Here is a 16,716-nt window from a genome sequence, read left to right as displayed (position 1 = left end):
AGGGCATATTCTGAAAATTGCATAACGGTTTTCAGAATATAATATGTGTAAATTGATCCCCGCTTATCAGACAAGCTGTTGCAAAATGGCACAAGCGGAAGATCTTCATATTCTCAGGGTCTTACTCAGAGGGGGAATATATCTTTCCCTTTTGAGCGAAAAACGCTAGACACGCCCTGATTAAACAACGATGCCTGCTGGTTCGGGCCTGATACAAGGATTTTCAAATTGTCCTCAACATTTGACAAAGTAGCTGATATTATTGCTGAAACCAGCGAAATTGACCGCGCTTCCATTACGCCTGAAAGCCATACAATCGACGATCTGGGCATCGACAGCCTCGATTTCCTCGACATCGTTTTCGCAATTGATAAAGCTTTCGGTATCAAGATTCCTCTGGAACAGTGGACTCAGGAAGTGAACGAAGGCAAAGCAGATACTGAAGAATATTTCGTTCTGAAGAATCTCTGCGCAAAAATCGACGAACTCATCGCTGCCAAACAGGCCTAATTTAAGTTAAATTGACGCGCAGTGTGGAAAACAAACCATACCGCGCGTCTTTTTACAGGCAGTGGTTTATAATCGCGTGTTATCTCAAACACGCAGTACTTTATAATTGTGATTACAATCACAAAACATTGATCGCCGCTTGATGCGGCTTTTGTCATTGATAAGTATGTTTCAGGGATAAATCTGCCCCTGTCATAATTATACCACTGTAAGATCCTGCCTTCGGGTAAGTTACGACCGGAAATCAAGCGAGCAGCTCATGCACAGCAAAAAAGTTCTCATCACCGGCATCGGCCTCATCACCTCTCTGGGTGAAGGCGTGGAAGCCCATTGGTCTGCCCTCACATCAGCAGGGACGCAGCCGAAGCTCGATACAGAGAATTTCGCTCCTTACACAGTTCACCCGTTGGGCGAAGTTGACTGGTCTCAGCAAATTCCGAAGCGCTCCGACCAGCGCCAGATGGAAACATGGCAGCGTCTCGGCACCTATGCGGCAGGTCTTGCCTTGCAGGATGCCGGCATCAAAGAGAATGAAGCCCTTTGCTCCACAATGGATATGATCGTGAGCGCCGGTGGCGGCGAACGCGATATCAGTGTGGACACACAAATTCTCGATGCAGGCCGCGGCAATAACCAACCGGGTCTGATGCTCAACGAAAAGCTCTCCACAGAACTGCGCCCGACGCTGTTTCTGGCTCAGCTTTCCAACCTGCTTGCCGGCAATATTTCAATTGTTCATAAAGTTACCGGCTCTTCGCGCACTTTCATGGGTGAAGAAGGTTCCGGCATTTCCGCAGTGGAAACCGCAGCAGCCCGCATCCGCACCGGCCAGAGCACCCATGCTCTCGTTGGCGGTTCTTACAACGCGGAACATTTCGACATGCTGCTCGGCCACGAACTCGGCGGTTTTCTGAAGTCTGACGGCTGGGCTCCTGTCTGGGCACGTGAAGGCTCACAGGGCGGCGGTATGATCACCGGTTCCGGCGGCATCTTCCTCGTTCTCGAAGAAGCCGAACACGCCAAAGCCCGTGGCGCACGCGCCTATGGTGAGATTGCATCCATTTCCAGCGGTCAGATCCGCCGCGGCAAAGAAGATCTTACCGCAGCTGTTTCCGCGCTGATTGAAGACAATAGCTTTGTTGTGACCGGTGCATCCGGTGCTCATCAGCCGACAGCCGCAGAAAAAGCAGCTTTGAGCGCTAAATCTGCCAGCTATCGCGGTGTATCCGGCCTGTTCGGCCATATGCGTGAAGCGCAGTTCCCGCTGGCACTTGCGCTTGCCGCACTCAGCGTCTGGAAAGGCGAAGCTTTTGCTCCGCTTTCCGGTGATGAAACAGCCCGCAACGGTGCACTTGAACGCGCCACAGCACTGACCGTCGGAGCCACCCGCTCCGAAGGTGCAGCCATTATTGTAAAAGCCTGATCGGAGGTCACCATGTCAAAATTTACCGATCATCTCGGCCGCCCTCTCGTAGCCATTACCGGTGCCGGTGTTGTTTCCCCGCTGGGAACCGGCAAGGAAGATAACTGGAACGCCCTGACCGGCGGTCAGTCCGGTATTCACGAAATCAACCGCTTCCCGACCGAAAATCTCAAGACCCGCATCGCCGGTACTGTTGATTTTCTGCCGGAAAGCACAATCGGCGCGTCTGCTCTGTCTGAAAAACTGGCACGTCTCGCCGGTGAAGAAGCCATTGCCCAGTCCGGCCTGTCGGTTACAGATTTCGGCGGCCCGCTGTTTCTGGCAGCGCCACCGGTTGAACTCGACTGGAAAAGCCGCTTTGCTCTGGACGCACTGGTAAAAAATCAGGGTGAGCCAAGCTATCAGCTGCTGCTCGAAGCCTGCCGCAACAATCCGCGTATGGATGAATTCAACACCACGCAGTTCGGCTATATTGCCGAGCGTCTGGCAGATATTTTCGGCACGCGCGGCCTGCCTGTAACCATGTCCACCGCTTGCGCATCGGGTGCTACCGCTATTCAGTCCGGCGTTGAAGCCATTCGCCGAGGCGAAAGCGACCGCGTTCTGGCCATCGGCACAGACGGTTCTGTTTCCGCCGAAGCACTCATCCGCTTCTCATTGCTTTCCGCTCTGTCCACGCAGAATGACCAGCCGCACAAGGCTTCCAAGCCATTCAGCAAAGACCGTGATGGTTTTGCTATGGCTGAAGGTTCCGGCGCTCTGGTGATGGAATCGCTGGAAAGTGCCATTGCCCGCAGTGCAAAAATTCTCGGTATTCTCAAAGGCTGCGGCGAAAAGGCGGATGATTTCCACCGCACCCGTTCAAGCCCTGACGCTTCACCGGCTATCGCCACTGTGCGTGCAGCCTTGGATGATGCAGGTCTGACCATTGACGATATCAGCTATGTCAACGCCCACGGCACATCGACACCGGAAAACGACAAGATGGAGTATCACACTCTGTCCTCCGTCTTCGGTGAACGCATCAGCTCAATTCCGGTCTCTTCCAACAAGTCGATGATCGGTCATACGCTGACTGCTGCCGGTGCGATTGAAGCCGTGTTCTCGCTGCTGACCATTCAGACAGGCACACTGCCTCCGACCATCAATTACGACAATCCTGATCCGGCTATCGCGCTTGACGTGGTGCCGAATGTAAAACGGGATGCCAATGTCACTGCCATTCTGTCGAACTCTTTCGGCTTTGGCGGTCAGAATGCCAGCCTCGTGGTTGCAGCGCCGCTTTAAGCGGCTTTGCGCTCCCCGATCAGGCACTCAAATTTAATAAGGATAGAACTCAAACATGCGCGCATTACAGCTCCTCGATGACCGCCGCTTGGAAATCACCGACATTCCGGCTCCTGAAAAGCCGGGTTTTGGTGAAGTTACCGTCAACATCAAAGCGGTTGCCCTCAACCATATCGATGTATGGGGCTGGCGTGGCATGGCTTTTGCCAAACGCAAAATGCCACTGGTGATCGGCGCGGAAGCATCGGGCGTCGTCACCGCAATCGGCGAAGGCGTATCCAATGTTCTGCCGGGTCAGCTGGTGTCGATCTACGGCGCCCGTACCTGTGGCCTGTGTAAAGCCTGCCGCGAAGGCCGCGACAATCTTTGCGAACATGTTTCCGGTGTTCATGGCTTCCACCTTGACGGTTTTGCCTGTGAGGCTGTTAATCTGCCAGCACGCCTGCTGATCCCTGCACCTCCGGGTGTTGATGCAATCGGCGCGGCTGTTGCCCCTGTCACTTTCGGTACCGTTGAACATATGCTGTTTGACAATGCCAAGCTGCAGCCGGGTGAAAGCATTCTTATTCAGGCCGGTGGTTCCGGTATTGGTACCGCTGCTATTCAGCTTGCCAAGAAAATGGGCTGCACCGTCTACACCACAGTTGGTTCAGACGACAAAATCGAAAAAGCCAAGGCGCTCGGTGCCGATCACGTTATCAACTACCGTGAAGACCGTTTTGAAGGTGTTATGCGCAAGCTCACCAAGAAAAAAGGCGTCGACGTGGTATTTGAGCACGTTGGTGCCGATACATGGGCTGGCTCCATGCTGTCGCTGAAGCGTGGCGGCCGTCTGGTCACTTGCGGCTCCACCTCCGGTGTTTCGACAAATATGAACCTGATGATGTTGTTCCAGCAGCAGCTCAAACTGCTCGGTTCCTTTGGTTGCCGTATGGAAAACATGGCCGATGCCATGCAGAAAATGGCTCAGGGCATTGTCTCTCCGGTGATTGATACTGTGGTCGGCTTTGAAGATATCGACACAGCTCTGAAGCGCATGGAAACCCGTGACGTCTTCGGCAAAATCATTCTGAAAATTGACTGATCCTCAATTTATCAATGCGGATTATCTTGCAGCGCCCTGTGTTTTAACGCACAGGTCGCTGTAAATTTATCAAGACTTAAGGCACCACATGTTCAAGCTGAAACTCCTTGCGTTCAAATATTGGCAAAAGCTGAAAATTGCCAATTACTGGCTGTGGGCGCAGGCAGTCTTCATTTTGCTGGCGCTGCTACGTTTGCTGCCTGCCAAAGCCGCCATCCGTTTTTCCGCATGGGTTGCCCGCAAGATCGGCCCGTTGTCATCGCGCCATAAAGTGGCAACACGCAATCTCGCCAATGCCTATCCGGAAAAATCTCCGCAGGAGATTGAAGAAATCGCGCTGGAAATGTGGGACAGCATGGCGCGTCTGCTGGCTGAATATGTGTTTCTCGATGCGATCTTCGATTTTGATCCGGATGCGAAAGAAAAAGGCCTGATTGAAGTAGAAGGCGAAGAGATTTTCCGCCGCCTGCTCGATGAGAAAAAGCCGCATATTTTCTTCACCGCACATACCGGTAATTTTGAGCTACTGCCGATTTGCGCCGCAACTTTCGGCCTCAATGTTACCGCGCTTTTCCGTCCGCCGAATAATCCGTTTATCGCGCGCAAAGTGCTGAAAGCCCGCCGCACCAATATGGGGCATCTGGTGCCGTCCAAAGCCGGTGCTGCATGGTCGCTCGCTGCCGTGCTGGGGCAAGATGACAATGTGGGTATGCTGGTTGACCAGAAGTTCGCCCGCGGCGTACCAAGCACATTCTTCAACCTGCCTGTAAAAACCAATCCGCTTTTGGCCAAACTTGCGCGTCAATATGATTGCGATGTTTATCCGGCACGCTGCATCCGCCTGCCTGGCGGTCGCTACCGACTGGAATTGTCGGAAGCAATGGAATTGCCGCGTGATGCAAATGGTCAGGTTGATATTGCCGCCACAGCCCAATTGCTCAACGACACGGTTGAAGGATGGGTGCGTGAATATCCGGGACAATGGATGTGGTTCCACAAACGTTGGGGCTAATCCGTGACTTTAGACACATGCGACCTCACATAAACTTGTATGGATGCGCATAGCGTGCTAACCGCCTGCAAACGGAACAGAGCCTCGCTCAAGGCTTAGAAACAAGGATCTCCTCATGTCCCGCCCGATTATCATTGCACCTTCTATTCTCGCATCTGACTTTTCCAAGCTTGGTCAGGAAATCAAAGATGTTGTGACTGCCGGTGCAGACTGGATTCATATCGACGTGATGGACGGGCATTTTGTACCAAACATCACTTTTGGTCCGGATGTGGTAAAGGCAATCCGCCCGCATACAGATGCAGTGTTTGACACCCATCTGATGATTGCCCCTTGTGATCCTTATCTCGAAGCATTTGCCAAGGCTGGTTCGGACATTATCACCATTCACGCAGAGGCAGGCCCTCACCTGCACCGCTCGTTGCAGGCCATTCGCAATCTTGGCAAAAAAGCCGGTGTTGCGATCAATCCGGGCACCCCTGCCTCGGTGCTGGAAAATGTGATTGATGATGTTGATCTCATTCTGGCGATGACAGTTAATCCGGGCTTCGGTGGTCAGAAATTCATCACCTCCATGCTGCCGAAAATCGAACAGCTCAATGCACTGATCGGCAACCGCCCGATTGATTTACAGATTGACGGTGGTGTCACGGCAGAAAATGCCGGTGCTGCAGCCAAAGCCGGTGCAAATTCTCTGGTGGCCGGTTCCTCCATTTATAAGGCCGGCAATCTTGAAGGCTACCGTGCCAATGTCGAGGCAATCCGCAAGGCTGCGGAACAAGGTCGCGCTTAAAACTTTGATCATCAGGCGGATAGCAATATCCGCCTGATGCATTTTTAACCAACCGGTTCATCTCTCCCGTAAAGGCAACCGGTACTTCTATCTTTGCTGTTAGGAAACGCACATGATCCCGCGCTATTCCCGCCCTGAAATGGTTGCCATCTGGTCGCCGGAAACCAAGTTCCGCATCTGGTTTGAGATTGAAGCTCACGCCTGTGATGCATTGGCTGAAATCGGCGTTATCCCGAAAGAATCCGCGAAAACCATCTGGGAAAAAGGCGGCGCGGCGAAATTTGACGTTGCCCGTATTGATGAGATCGAAGCTGTCACCAAACATGACGTGATCGCATTCCTCACCCATCTGGCTGAATTTGTCGGTCCTGACAGCCGTTTCATCCATCAGGGCATGACCTCGTCGGACGTTCTCGACACCTGCTTCAATGTACAGCTGATGCGTGCCAGCGATCTGCTGCTCGCTGATCTCGACAAGCTGTTGGCAGCGCTGAAAACCCGCGCTTATGAGCATAAAGACACCATCACCATTGGCCGCAGTCATGGTATCCATGCCGAACCAATTACGTTCGGCGTTAAAATGGCACTGGCTTATGCGGAATTTGAACGCTGCCGCGCCCGTCTGGTTGCTGCACGCGAAGAAATCGCGACCTGCGCCATCTCCGGTGCAGTTGGCACATTCGCCAATATCGACCCGCGCGTTGAAGAACATGTTGCCAAGTCGCTCGGCATGAAAGCCGAGCCGGTTTCCACTCAGGTTATCCCGCGCGACCGTCATGCGATGTATTTCTCGGTTCTGGCGGTTATCGCTTCTTCTGTTGAGCGTCTGGCTGTTGAAATCCGTCACCTGCAGCGCACAGAAGTGCTGGAAGCAGAAGAATATTTCTCACCGGGTCAGAAGGGTTCGTCGGCAATGCCGCATAAGCGCAACCCTGTGCTGACAGAAAACCTGACCGGTCTTGCCCGCATGGTTCGCTCCATGGCGCTACCTGCAATGGAAAACGTGGCTCTGTGGCATGAGCGCGATATTTCGCACTCTTCCGTTGAACGTATGATCGGCCCTGATGCGACGATCACGCTCGACTTCGCCCTTGCCCGTCTGACCGGCGTAATTGAGAAGCTGCTTGTTTATCCTGAGAACATGATGAACAACCTGAACAAGTTCCGCGGTCTGGTGCATTCGCAGCGCGTGCTGCTGGCCCTCACTCAGGCTGGCGTATCGCGTGAAGATTCCTACCGCCTCGTTCAGCGCAATGCGATGAAGGTCTGGGAACAGGGCAAAGATTTCCTCGAAGAACTGCTGGCCGATGCGGAAGTCCGCGCAGCACTCTCCGAAGAGCAGATCCGCGAGAAATTCGACCTCGGCTATCATACCAAACACGTTGATACGATTTTCAACCGCGTGTTTAACACGCAAGCAAAATAATACCGTGTTTAAATAATAGAGCTTATATTCAAGCAATTAAAAGCCCCGCCTGAAATTTCAGGCGGGGCTTTTTTTCATTGAGGCGACCAATGTCTGAATCAAAAAGCGGCAGACGCCAGCGAAAATGGTGATTTGCGAGCACCGGAACGGAGCGTACTTCTGCATAATCCTTTCATCGCTCGATGAAAGATGAGATTATGCAGCAACTAAAGCTCATGGCGTCCTTTGCACGTCCTACGGACGTGCGGCGCCATGTGTACGTGAGTACCGGAGCACAGAAAATTGCCATTTGCAGCCAAGTCGGGTGGCTTTTGGGTCAGACATTTATACTTTGTTGATGCGGATTTCATTCCCCCACGGATCATCAATAACACGGGTTTTTACATCACGCGTATCATTGATCTGCACAAAAGACAGACCGCTGCGGTCAAGGTCACGTTTCCCCGCACCAGCACTCTGCCAGATATTATTGGCAATGTGGTGGTGATAACCACCGGAAGACAGAAACACAGCTTTTGAGCCGTATTTTGCTACGGTATCGAATGCCAGCTCATCATGCCACCAGTCATCCGCAGGCTGAATTTGCCCGACACGCAGATGCACATGGCCGACAACAGTGCCTTCCGGCGCTTTAGTCCACTCTGACGGCGCATTGTTCAACTCCTGCAAAAGACCGTTCACATCCATTGCATCGGTTACCATATGCACCTGATCGCCGTTCCACTTCCATGTATCCGGCGCGCGGTCGGTATATATCTCAATACCATTTCCATCCGGATCGGTCAGATATACCGCCTCACTCACCGCATGGTCGGATGCACCGGCAACCGGCAGCTGCTTGTCAATAGCGCGACGTATCCAGCGTGCCAGATCCGCGCGTTCCGGCAGCAGAAACGCGGTATGAAACAGACCGGCACTGCGCGGATCTTCCGGCTTCAATGCCGAGGATTGTTCAATCTCCAGCAATTCCCGCCCGCCTGCGCCAAGAATAATCGAGGAGCCGCGGCGTGCCATTTCACGCAGACCGACAATATTTTCATAATATTGCGCCAGCGTTTCAGCATCGCGCGACTTCAGCCCGACGCGTTCAACATAAGCCGGACGTGTCACTGCAAATGGTAATTTTGTCATAATTTCATCCCCGTTTCTGCACCGCGGAATTGTCTGCCGACAGCAATAACAGGCTTAGCGGTTACTTTCAGATAACCTATAAATCGCTCGTCGCCGGACAAGTTGCAATACACAGAGCGGCAAACACGCTGTTCACAAAATAAAGTACAATCACCGCAGAAATCGCAAAACTGTCCACTGAGATGAAACAATTTACGGCATCATCTTTAAAATATGTCTCTGAATAATAATATGAATGGCAATGAAAACTGCGCTCTCCGTCAAGCAGAGATACGCAGAAGCAATATTGAATAAACGCTTCAGGCAGAGTAAATCAGGCATATGAAAGTTAAAGACGCAGATATCCTCATCATCCCCGGCTACACCAATTCCGGCCCTGACCACTGGCAGACACGCTGGGAGAATAAACTCTCCACCGCCCGCCGTGTGCAGCAGGCAGAATGGTCAAAGCCTGTTCGCGAAGACTGGGTTGCTTCCCTCATCAAGCATGTTGAGGAAGCCACTAAGCCTGTCGTGTTGGTCGCCCACTCACTTGGCGTTCCGACTGCGGTTCATGCTATTCCGCATATCAAAGACAAGGTTGTCGGCGGCTTTTTCGTCGCGCCGCCGGATGTGCTGGATGAAACGATTCGCCCTAAACATCTGATGACTTTCGGCCCCTATCCGCGCGAGCGTCTGCCGTTTCCGGCCATCACCATTGCCAGTCGCAATGATCCGTTCTCAAAATTTGAGTCGGCCGAAGATATTGCAAATGCATGGGGCTCACTGCTGATTGATGCCGGTGAAGCCGGTCACATTAATGCAGAATCCGGACACGGCCCATGGCCGGAAGGCACCATGGTCTTCACCCAGTTTCTGTCCAAGCTCTGAAAGAAAAAGCCGCTTAAAAGGGGCTTTTTTTATTATCTCATCACTCGTCCCATGCTTTAAGCATTGCCGATGCACCGGCGGCCAGATAGCCCCGATCCGAGGCCAGCGTTATGAAACGGAAGCCGAGAGCATTATACCGTTTGGCGAATGCGCTGTTGGGCGCATAAATTCCGGCCAGCTTGTTACTGGCGGCTGCTTTTTGCGCAATCCGCGTCAGCGGTTCAACAATATCCTCGGAAAGCGGATTGGCTTCACGGCCGTTGCTCCATGCAATTGAAAAATCTGCAGGCCCGACAAATACACCATCAATTCCGCGCACAGCCAGAATATCATCCAGTGCCTCATAGGCTGCACGGGTCTCAATCATCGCAAAACTCAATGTCTCCTGATTGACCGTGAGCAAATATTCATTGGAACCGGCCTGCCCGTAGCTGATATCACTGCGCAATGGCCCCCATGAGCGCTCACCGACCGGCGGATATTTCATGGCAGCGGCAAAGGCTTGCGCATCTTCAACGGAATTGATCATCGGAGCAATCACCGCATTGGCTCCGAAATCCAGAGCGCGGCTGGCTGTATCAAAGCGACCGACTGGAATACGCACAATAGCAGGCTTACCGGCAGCTTTTATCGTGCCGATACCCTGACAGATGCTGGCCTCGGTATGCGAACCATGCTGCATATCCATCGTCACCGCATCAAAGCCCAGAGCGCTGATATTCTCCAGCAAAAGCGGATCAGAGATAGTACTCCATGCTGAACGAACCGTTTCGCCGGAGCGCAAACGGGTGGCCAAAGAGTGTGATATTGTCATGAATGCACCTGTATGTGTCTTATATTTCAGAATGTTCCCGACGGACACCTTAGAGCGCAATGGAAAAGGCGTCTATGCGCTTCACAGTAAACATTAAATAAAAAAGCCGCACGGAATGCTCCGTGCGGCTTTTCAGAAAGTCTATAAAGGTACTGATTATTCAGCGCTGATCTGCTTGGCAGCTTCCTCAAGCAAATCAAGCAGTTGCACACGCAACTCAGCATCGCTGACATTGACCGATGCGGCACTGAAATCAGCGGTAATTTTGCGGATAACATCCTCGTCACCGGCTTCTTCAAAATCTGCACGAACCACTTCACCGGCATAAGCCTGTGCGTCTTCTCCGGTTTTGCCGAGTTTTTCAGCAGCCCAGAGGCCAAGCATTTTATTGCGACGGGCAATCGCGCGGAACCGCAGATCTTCGTCATGGGCAAATTTGTTTTCGAATGTATTGCGACGTTCGTCCATTCCGCTCATAGGTCCCTCACATATCAGTTAGTCGGTTTATTCTTGATCTTTATTATACGCCGCCCGCAACGAAATCACAGTGTAATGCGTGGCTGCTTTAGGCATATAGGGTTCGCATAATGGCACAACCAGAGGCTGCGCACAGAAAAAGCATAAAACAATCACTGAAAAACAGCATAGCGGCATAAAGGATGATTGTTAAAAGTTATCATTTGCGCTAGGGAACGCAGACATTGCGGCTGCAGTGGCCGCTTCCTGAAACATCGGGATGAGACGGGACGTCTCAAAACGGTCTCAGCAAACCCCAGAGGTTCCTAAACCCCATGAATCGACGCCGCCGTATTTACGAGGGCAAGGCCAAGATCCTTTACGAAGGACCGGAGCCAGGCACTCTCATTCAGTTTTTCAAAGATGATGCCACCGCTTTCAATGCCAAAAAGCATGAAGTGATTGATGGCAAGGGAGTGCTGAACAACCGCATTTCCGAATACATCTTTACGCAGTTGAACAAGATCGGCATTCCGACCCACTTTATCCGCCGCGTCAACATGCGCGAGCAGCTGATTAAAGAAGTCGAAATCATTCCGCTTGAAGTCGTTGTGCGCAATGTTGCTGCCGGCTCACTGGCCAAGCGTCTGGGGATTGAAGAAGGTACCGTTCTGCCACGCTCAATCATTGAATTCTACTACAAAGCCGATGCGCTCGATGACCCGATGGTCTCTGAAGAGCACATCACTGCATTTGGCTGGGCAAGCCCTGCGGAACTCGATGATATTATGGCACTTGCCATCCGTATCAATGACTTCCTCACCGGCCTGTTCCTCGGCGTCGGCATTCAGCTGGTCGATTTCAAAATCGAATGCGGCCGTCTGTTCGAAGGCGACATGATGCGCGTGGTTCTGGCCGATGAAATTTCGCCTGACTCAGCCCGTCTCTGGGATGTTGCCACCAACGAGAAAATGGACAAAGACCGTTTCCGCCGCGATATGGGTGGTCTGGTTGAGGCCTATCAGGAAGTGGCACGCCGTCTCGGCATTATCAACGAGAACGAGCCGCCGCGCCCTACCGGCCCGACACTGGTTAAATAAGTCATTTCAGCCCGGGAAGTCTGCCGCTTTCCGGGCTGTGTCTTTCAGGCAGTATTTCCGCATTGCGGAGACTGTACATTCCCTCTTCTAAAATACAGGATAACAAAGTGATTAAGGCACGCGTCACCGTCACACTGAAAAACGGCGTTCTCGACCCTCAGGGTAAAGCCATTGTCGGCGCTCTCGGCAGCCTCGGCTTTGATGGCGTCAATTCTGTACGTCAGGGCAAGGTTTTTGATGTTGTTCTTGAAACTGCGGACAAAGCAAAGGCTGAAGCCGAGCTGAAAGCCATGTGCGAAAAGCTTCTCGCCAATACCGTTATTGAAGATTACAGCTTCGACATCGCCTGATCTCTTTCTTTTGATGTCATCTGACATCATATTATGAAGAGTAGTTAAAGCAGTTGCAGGAAAAGCGGAAACCGCCTTTACGGGCAATCAGATTACCGGCAGTTCGCCGGCTGATAATTTTCCGCTCCGATCCGTCCGCTACTGCGTTGGATTAAAAGAAAGTAATCTGCACTATGAAATCAGCAGTTATCCTTCTTCCCGGCCTGAACCGCGACCGCGATATGATTGCCGCACTGACAAAAATCGGTGGCAAAGCTCCGCAGACCGTGTGGCAGACCGACACAGAAATTCCTGATGTTGACCTGATCGTTATTCCGGGCGGCTTTTCCTACGGCGACTATCTGCGCTGCGGTGCGATTGCAGCCCGTATGCCTGTTATGCAGGCATTGCGCAAAAAGGCAGAAGCCGGTGTGCGCGTCATCGGTGTCTGCAACGGCTTCCAGATTCTGCTCGAAGCAGGTCTCCTGCCGGGCGCGCTGATGCGCAATACTTCGCTGAAATTCGTTTGCCGTGAAGTAAAGCTCGAAATTGCCAATAACCAGACCGTCTTCACCCGCGGTTACGAACAGGGTCAGATCATTCGCAGCCCCGTTGCCCATCATGACGGCAATTATTTTGCTGAAAGCGATGTTCTGAAATCGATCGAAGACAATGGTCAGGTTGTGTTCCGTTATGCGGAAGGCACTAACCCGAATGGTTCAGTCAATGACATTGCAGGTATTACCAATGCACAAGGCAATGTTCTCGGCATGATGCCGCATCCGGAAAATCTGATCGAACAGGCGCATGGCGGTACCGACGGCCGCGCGCTGTTTGCATCGGCGCTGGATCGTCTGGCTTCCTAAATCAGGTTATGCCCGCTTTGCGCAATAACGCGGCGCGGGCATTTCCTTTTACAGCAGCATGACCTGCATAACAGCAAAACGGGAGGAAGTACTATGAAGCTCTATAACAAGCCTTTATCACCCTACTGCGCCTTTATCCGCATTATTGCTGAGGTCAAAGACCTGCCGCTGAAACTGATCGATGCGCCTGCCGGACCACCGCTGCCGGAGAGCTTCCGTGAAATCTCCCCGATGCGCCGCATTCCTGTGCTGGTCACCGGTTCCGGTGAGACATTGTTCGAAGCCTCTGTAATTGCGGAATATCTGGAAGAGCGTTTCCCTGAAAAACCGATGCTGCCGGCCGATCCGAAAGACCGCGCACAAATTCGCATCATTATGCGTCTGCTCGATCTGGATGTGCTGCCGTCGATCATCCCTGTTTTGCTGGCAGGCCCTGCCAATCCGCTTCCTGCGGATAAAGCAGCGAAAGTCTTCAACCATGTACACCATGCGCTAAAAACCGTTGAAGACCGTATTTCTTCCGGCCCATATGCATTGGGTGAGCATGTGACACTGGCGGATGCATGGCTTGCACCAACGCGCTTCCTGCTGGAAAGCCTGCGTCGTTTTCCGGGTTTTGAAACCATTCTGGACGATTGCCCGAATATTGAAGGCTATCAGACCAATGCCCAAGGTATTCCTGAAATCGCTGCCGTTTTAGGCGAAATGCAGGATGCCCGTAAAGCTCTGGCGAAAGCTAGTTAATGCCTAAAATATGCAAAGCCTGACAAACAATAGTCAGGCTTTGCAAATGCTGAAATACCATACAATCATTTCCCCTGCGGAGCTCAGTCTTTTATGAAATTGGCGCATATAATTGTAATGGCTTTGTCCGCAGTTGCTTTAAGCGGATGTCTCGCGTCTAAAAAATCCCCGTCTCCCGCATCGGGTAATGTCAGTCATACGGCTTTGGCGACCATGGAGCGCGTGGCGCTTGGTGCAAGACAATGCTGGTTTAAATCCGGCGACCCTCAGTTCCGCCAATATACGCTGGCGCCGGAACTGGTTTCTTATACCGGCCGACCGCGTATTCTCGTCGTCCCAGCAAAGAACCCGAATGACCGGCCTTTGCTGGTTGTGCAGGCACAAGGCAATCCGGGACGGATGGAGCGTTTCGGCCCGTTAATGCAAAGCCCGCTTTCCGAACGCATCGAGCGCGATACAGCGCGCTGGGCTTCCGGACAAAAAAGCTGCTAACCGATTATGCCAGCGAAGCTGGCGGCATATAAGAATTAAGCATCGAACCTATCACATATCCGAGCTCCGGCTCATAGATCAAAGAAGACAGCGACACCGATATGGACAGCAAAAAGTCAATCCGTAATGATTACCCGATCACACCGGAACTGATTGCCTCACACGGCCTCAAGCCCGACGAATACCAGCGCATTCTTGACCTGATCGGTCGTGAGCCAAGCTTTACGGAGCTGGGTATTTTCTCGGCAATGTGGAACGAGCATTGCTCGTATAAATCCTCCAAGAAATGGCTGCGCACTCTGCCAACAACCGGCCCGCGCGTTATTCAGGGCCCGGGTGAAAATGCCGGTGTTGTCGATATTGATGACGGCGATTGCGTTGTTTTCAAAATGGAAAGCCACAACCACCCGTCTTACATCGAGCCATATCAGGGCGCGGCGACCGGTGTCGGCGGTATTTTGCGTGACGTATTCACCATGGGTGCCCGTCCGGTTGCAGCCATGAATGCTCTGCGTTTCGGTGAGCCAGACCATCCGAAAACCCGTCACCTCGTTTCCGGCGTTGTTTCCGGTGTTGGCGGTTACGGCAATGCTTTCGGTGTACCGACTGTCGGCGGTGAAGTTGAATTTGATGCCCGTTATAACGGCAACATTCTCGTCAATGCTTTTGCAGCGGGTCTCGCAAAATCCGATGCGATTTTCTATTCCAAGGCTGAAGGTGTTGGCCTGCCGGTTGTTTATCTCGGTGCGAAAACCGGTCGTGACGGCGTTGGCGGTGCAACAATGGCATCGGCTGAATTTGATGAATCGATTGATGAAAAGCGCCCGACCGTTCAGGTTGGTGATCCGTTCACCGAAAAATGCCTGCTTGAAGCCTGCCTTGAGCTGATGGCTTCCGGTGCGGTTATCGCTATTCAGGATATGGGCGCTGCCGGTCTCACCTGCTCTGCTGTTGAAATGGGCGCCAAAGGCGATCTCGGCATTGAACTGAACCTCGACACCGTACCGGTGCGCGAAGAACAGATGTCCGCCTATGAAATGATGCTCTCGGAAAGTCAGGAACGCATGCTGATGGTGCTGCGTCCTGAACAGGAAGCAGAAGCACAGGCGATCTTCAAAAAATGGGGTCTGGATTTTGCTATCGTTGGTAAAACCACGGATGACCTGCGTTTCCGCGTCTTCCATCAGGGTGAACAGGTTGCCGATCTGCCGATCAAGGAACTCGGCGATGAGGCGCCTGAATATGATCGTCCGTGGACACCGGCTGTTGCACCAAAAGCGCTGGCTGCCGATGATGTACCGGCTGCCGATATTGCTGACAGCCTGATTAAGCTGCTCAATTCCGCCAATGGTTCTTCCCGCCGCTGGGTCTATGAACAATATGACACGCTGATTCAGGGCAACTCTCTGCAATTGCCGGGTGGCGATGCCGGTGTGATCCGCGTTGACGGCCACGAAACCAAAGCTCTGGCTTTCTCTTCCGACGTAACACCGCGTTATGTGGAAGCTGATCCGTTTGAAGGCGGTAAGCAGGCTGTAGCCGAGTGCTGGCGCAACCTGACAGCAACCGGTGCTACACCGCTTGCTTCGACCGACAACCTCAATTTCGGTAATCCAGAGCGTCCTGAAATCATGAGCCAGCTGGTTCATGCGATCAAGGGTATCGGCGAAGCCTGCCGCGTGCTGGAATTCCCGATCGTTTCCGGTAACGTCTCGCTCTACAACGAAACCAATGGTCAGGGCATTCTGCCGACACCAACCATCGGCGGCGTTGGTCTGATCAAAGACTGGTCGAAAATGGCACGCATCCGCTTTGCGGGCGAAGGCGAAGCCATTCTGCTCGCAGGCGCACCGGAAGGCTGGGGTACACATATCGCCCAGTCCGCCTATATGCGTGACGTTCACAACCGCATCGACGGCCCTGCTCCGCATGTTGATCTGGCACATGAAAAAGCAACCGGCGACTTCGTTCGCGGCCTGATCGAAGATGGTCTGGTCACAGCAGTTCACGACTGCTCATCGGGCGGTCTGGCTCAGGCTGTGGCTGAAATGGCTATCAAAGGCGAAATCGGCGCAACCATTAATGAACCGGCAGCCCATAATCCTGTTCTCACCTTCTTCGGTGAAGATCAGGGACGTTATGTGCTGACCGTGACCGAAGCCAATCTGGCACAGGTACAGAGCCGTGCAGAAAAAGCCGGTATTGCAGCACCATTCATCGGCCGCACCGGTGGTAAGTCTGTTATCCTCGGTTCCGCAAAGCCTGTATCTGTTGAACAGTTGCATCAGGCCTATGAATCATGGTTCCCTGACTATATGAACGGCGAGATCTAATACCAGATTTTAATACCCGTTAATAACGGAGCCTGCGTCTTGAAAC

Annotated in this window: 16 protein-coding genes and 1 pseudogene; 14 read left to right on the top strand and 3 right to left on the bottom strand. The window is 52.6% G+C overall.

All coding sequences use genetic code 11. The annotated features are described in order from the left end of the window. Nucleotides 1-228 precede the first annotated feature (228 nt). From BKD14_RS06815 to purB, 7 genes are all read left to right on the top strand, one after another. On the top strand, nt 229-510 hold the full coding sequence (locus BKD14_RS06815; RefSeq protein ID WP_075654857.1) for an acyl carrier protein: 282 nt from the start codon (nt 229-231) through the stop codon (nt 508-510). 259 nt (nt 511-769) lie between these two features. Continuing rightward, nucleotides 770-1,933 carry a beta-ketoacyl-ACP synthase gene (locus tag BKD14_RS06810; protein WP_075654856.1) on the top strand — a complete coding sequence of 388 codons (1,164 nt, stop codon included), beginning with the start codon at nt 770-772 and terminating at the stop codon, nt 1,931-1,933. A 12-nt stretch (nt 1,934-1,945) separates the two neighbouring features. Then, nucleotides 1,946-3,220, top strand: coding sequence for a beta-ketoacyl-ACP synthase (locus BKD14_RS06805; protein WP_075654855.1), 1,275 nt, complete (start codon nt 1,946-1,948; stop codon nt 3,218-3,220). 55 nt (nt 3,221-3,275) lie between these two features. Next, nucleotides 3,276-4,304 carry a zinc-binding dehydrogenase gene (locus tag BKD14_RS06800; protein WP_075654854.1) on the top strand — a complete coding sequence of 343 codons (1,029 nt, stop codon included), beginning with the start codon at nt 3,276-3,278 and terminating at the stop codon, nt 4,302-4,304. An 88-nt stretch (nt 4,305-4,392) separates the two neighbouring features. Then, nucleotides 4,393-5,316 carry a lipid A biosynthesis lauroyl acyltransferase gene (locus BKD14_RS06795; protein ID WP_075654853.1) on the top strand — a complete coding sequence of 308 codons (924 nt, stop codon included), beginning with the start codon at nt 4,393-4,395 and terminating at the stop codon, nt 5,314-5,316. A gap of 115 nt (nt 5,317-5,431) precedes the next feature. Continuing rightward, entirely contained in the window at nt 5,432-6,109 is a 678-nt protein-coding gene (gene rpe, locus BKD14_RS06790; RefSeq protein ID WP_075654852.1) for a ribulose-phosphate 3-epimerase, read from the top strand. A 112-nt stretch (nt 6,110-6,221) separates the two neighbouring features. After that, nucleotides 6,222-7,535: an adenylosuccinate lyase gene (gene purB, locus BKD14_RS06785; protein WP_075654851.1), complete on the top strand. Its 1,314-nt coding sequence runs from the start codon at nt 6,222-6,224 to the stop codon at nt 7,533-7,535. A gap of 324 nt (nt 7,536-7,859) precedes the next feature. On the opposite strand, the pseudogene BKD14_RS06780 reads toward purB, so the two are convergent. Continuing rightward, nucleotides 7,860-8,657 (bottom strand): annotated as a pseudogene (locus BKD14_RS06780) (VOC family protein); the annotation flags it as partial. A 330-nt stretch (nt 8,658-8,987) separates the two neighbouring features. On the opposite strand from BKD14_RS06780, the gene BKD14_RS06775 reads away from it, so the two are divergent. Further along, nucleotides 8,988-9,536 carry an alpha/beta hydrolase gene (locus BKD14_RS06775; protein WP_075654850.1) on the top strand — a complete coding sequence of 183 codons (549 nt, stop codon included), beginning with the start codon at nt 8,988-8,990 and terminating at the stop codon, nt 9,534-9,536. Between the two features lie 40 nt (nt 9,537-9,576). Here BKD14_RS06775 and BKD14_RS06770 read toward each other — a convergent pair whose 3' ends face one another. Next, the gene (locus BKD14_RS06770) at nt 9,577-10,344 is read right to left on the bottom strand and encodes an HpcH/HpaI aldolase/citrate lyase family protein (protein WP_075655694.1); all 768 of its coding nucleotides are present in this window, start codon (nt 10,342-10,344) and stop codon (nt 9,577-9,579) included. Nucleotides 10,345-10,506: 162 nt separating this feature from the next. After that, entirely contained in the window at nt 10,507-10,827 is a 321-nt protein-coding gene (locus BKD14_RS06765) for a DUF1476 domain-containing protein (RefSeq protein ID WP_075654849.1), read from the bottom strand. Nucleotides 10,828-11,141: 314 nt separating this feature from the next. Between BKD14_RS06765 and purC the strand changes: the two genes are divergently transcribed. The 6 genes from purC (at nt 11,142) to purL (ending at nt 16,670) form a co-directional block, all read left to right on the top strand. Then, the gene (gene purC / locus BKD14_RS06760) at nt 11,142-11,906 is read left to right on the top strand and encodes a phosphoribosylaminoimidazolesuccinocarboxamide synthase (RefSeq protein ID WP_022711521.1); all 765 of its coding nucleotides are present in this window, start codon (nt 11,142-11,144) and stop codon (nt 11,904-11,906) included. A gap of 107 nt (nt 11,907-12,013) precedes the next feature. Continuing rightward, nucleotides 12,014-12,256 carry a phosphoribosylformylglycinamidine synthase subunit PurS gene (purS, locus tag BKD14_RS06755; protein ID WP_022711522.1) on the top strand — a complete coding sequence of 81 codons (243 nt, stop codon included), beginning with the start codon at nt 12,014-12,016 and terminating at the stop codon, nt 12,254-12,256. Nucleotides 12,257-12,429: 173 nt separating this feature from the next. After that, on the top strand, nt 12,430-13,101 hold the full coding sequence (gene purQ, locus BKD14_RS06750; protein WP_022711523.1) for a phosphoribosylformylglycinamidine synthase subunit PurQ: 672 nt from the start codon (nt 12,430-12,432) through the stop codon (nt 13,099-13,101). 93 nt (nt 13,102-13,194) lie between these two features. Continuing rightward, the gene (locus BKD14_RS06745) at nt 13,195-13,845 is read left to right on the top strand and encodes a glutathione S-transferase family protein (RefSeq protein ID WP_022711524.1); all 651 of its coding nucleotides are present in this window, start codon (nt 13,195-13,197) and stop codon (nt 13,843-13,845) included. Between the two features lie 93 nt (nt 13,846-13,938). Beyond that, nucleotides 13,939-14,337 carry a hypothetical protein gene (locus BKD14_RS06740; RefSeq protein ID WP_075654848.1) on the top strand — a complete coding sequence of 133 codons (399 nt, stop codon included), beginning with the start codon at nt 13,939-13,941 and terminating at the stop codon, nt 14,335-14,337. Between the two features lie 101 nt (nt 14,338-14,438). Next, entirely contained in the window at nt 14,439-16,670 is a 2,232-nt protein-coding gene (gene purL, locus BKD14_RS06735) for a phosphoribosylformylglycinamidine synthase subunit PurL (RefSeq protein ID WP_075654847.1), read from the top strand. The last annotated feature ends 46 nt before the right edge of the window (nt 16,671-16,716 follow it).

Origin of the sequence: Pseudochrobactrum sp. B5 (assembly GCF_001939785.1) — a bacterium.
Classification (GTDB): Bacteria; Pseudomonadota; Alphaproteobacteria; order Rhizobiales; family Rhizobiaceae; genus Pseudochrobactrum; species Pseudochrobactrum saccharolyticum.
The sequence above is the reverse complement of the archived record's forward strand: the minus strand, read 5'-3'. Positions and strand labels throughout refer to the sequence as shown.

Coding starts and splice junctions, on each gene's coding strand:
- BKD14_RS06810 (WP_075654856.1), top strand. CDS start 770: ATGCACAGCAAAAAAGTTCTCATCACCGGCATCGGCCTCATCACCTCT.
- BKD14_RS06805 (WP_075654855.1), top strand. CDS start 1,946: ATGTCAAAATTTACCGATCATCTCGGCCGCCCTCTCGTAGCCATTACC.
- BKD14_RS06800 (WP_075654854.1), top strand. CDS start 3,276: ATGCGCGCATTACAGCTCCTCGATGACCGCCGCTTGGAAATCACCGAC.
- BKD14_RS06795 (WP_075654853.1), top strand. CDS start 4,393: ATGTTCAAGCTGAAACTCCTTGCGTTCAAATATTGGCAAAAGCTGAAA.
- rpe (WP_075654852.1), top strand. CDS start 5,432: ATGTCCCGCCCGATTATCATTGCACCTTCTATTCTCGCATCTGACTTT.
- purB (WP_075654851.1), top strand. CDS start 6,222: ATGATCCCGCGCTATTCCCGCCCTGAAATGGTTGCCATCTGGTCGCCG.
- BKD14_RS06775 (WP_075654850.1), top strand. CDS start 8,988: ATGAAAGTTAAAGACGCAGATATCCTCATCATCCCCGGCTACACCAAT.
- BKD14_RS06765 (WP_075654849.1), bottom strand. CDS start 10,827: ATGAGCGGAATGGACGAACGTCGCAATACATTCGAAAACAAATTTGCC.
- purC (WP_022711521.1), top strand. CDS start 11,142: ATGAATCGACGCCGCCGTATTTACGAGGGCAAGGCCAAGATCCTTTAC.
- purQ (WP_022711523.1), top strand. CDS start 12,430: ATGAAATCAGCAGTTATCCTTCTTCCCGGCCTGAACCGCGACCGCGAT.
- BKD14_RS06745 (WP_022711524.1), top strand. CDS start 13,195: ATGAAGCTCTATAACAAGCCTTTATCACCCTACTGCGCCTTTATCCGC.
- BKD14_RS06740 (WP_075654848.1), top strand. CDS start 13,939: ATGAAATTGGCGCATATAATTGTAATGGCTTTGTCCGCAGTTGCTTTA.
- purL (WP_075654847.1), top strand. CDS start 14,439: ATGGACAGCAAAAAGTCAATCCGTAATGATTACCCGATCACACCGGAA.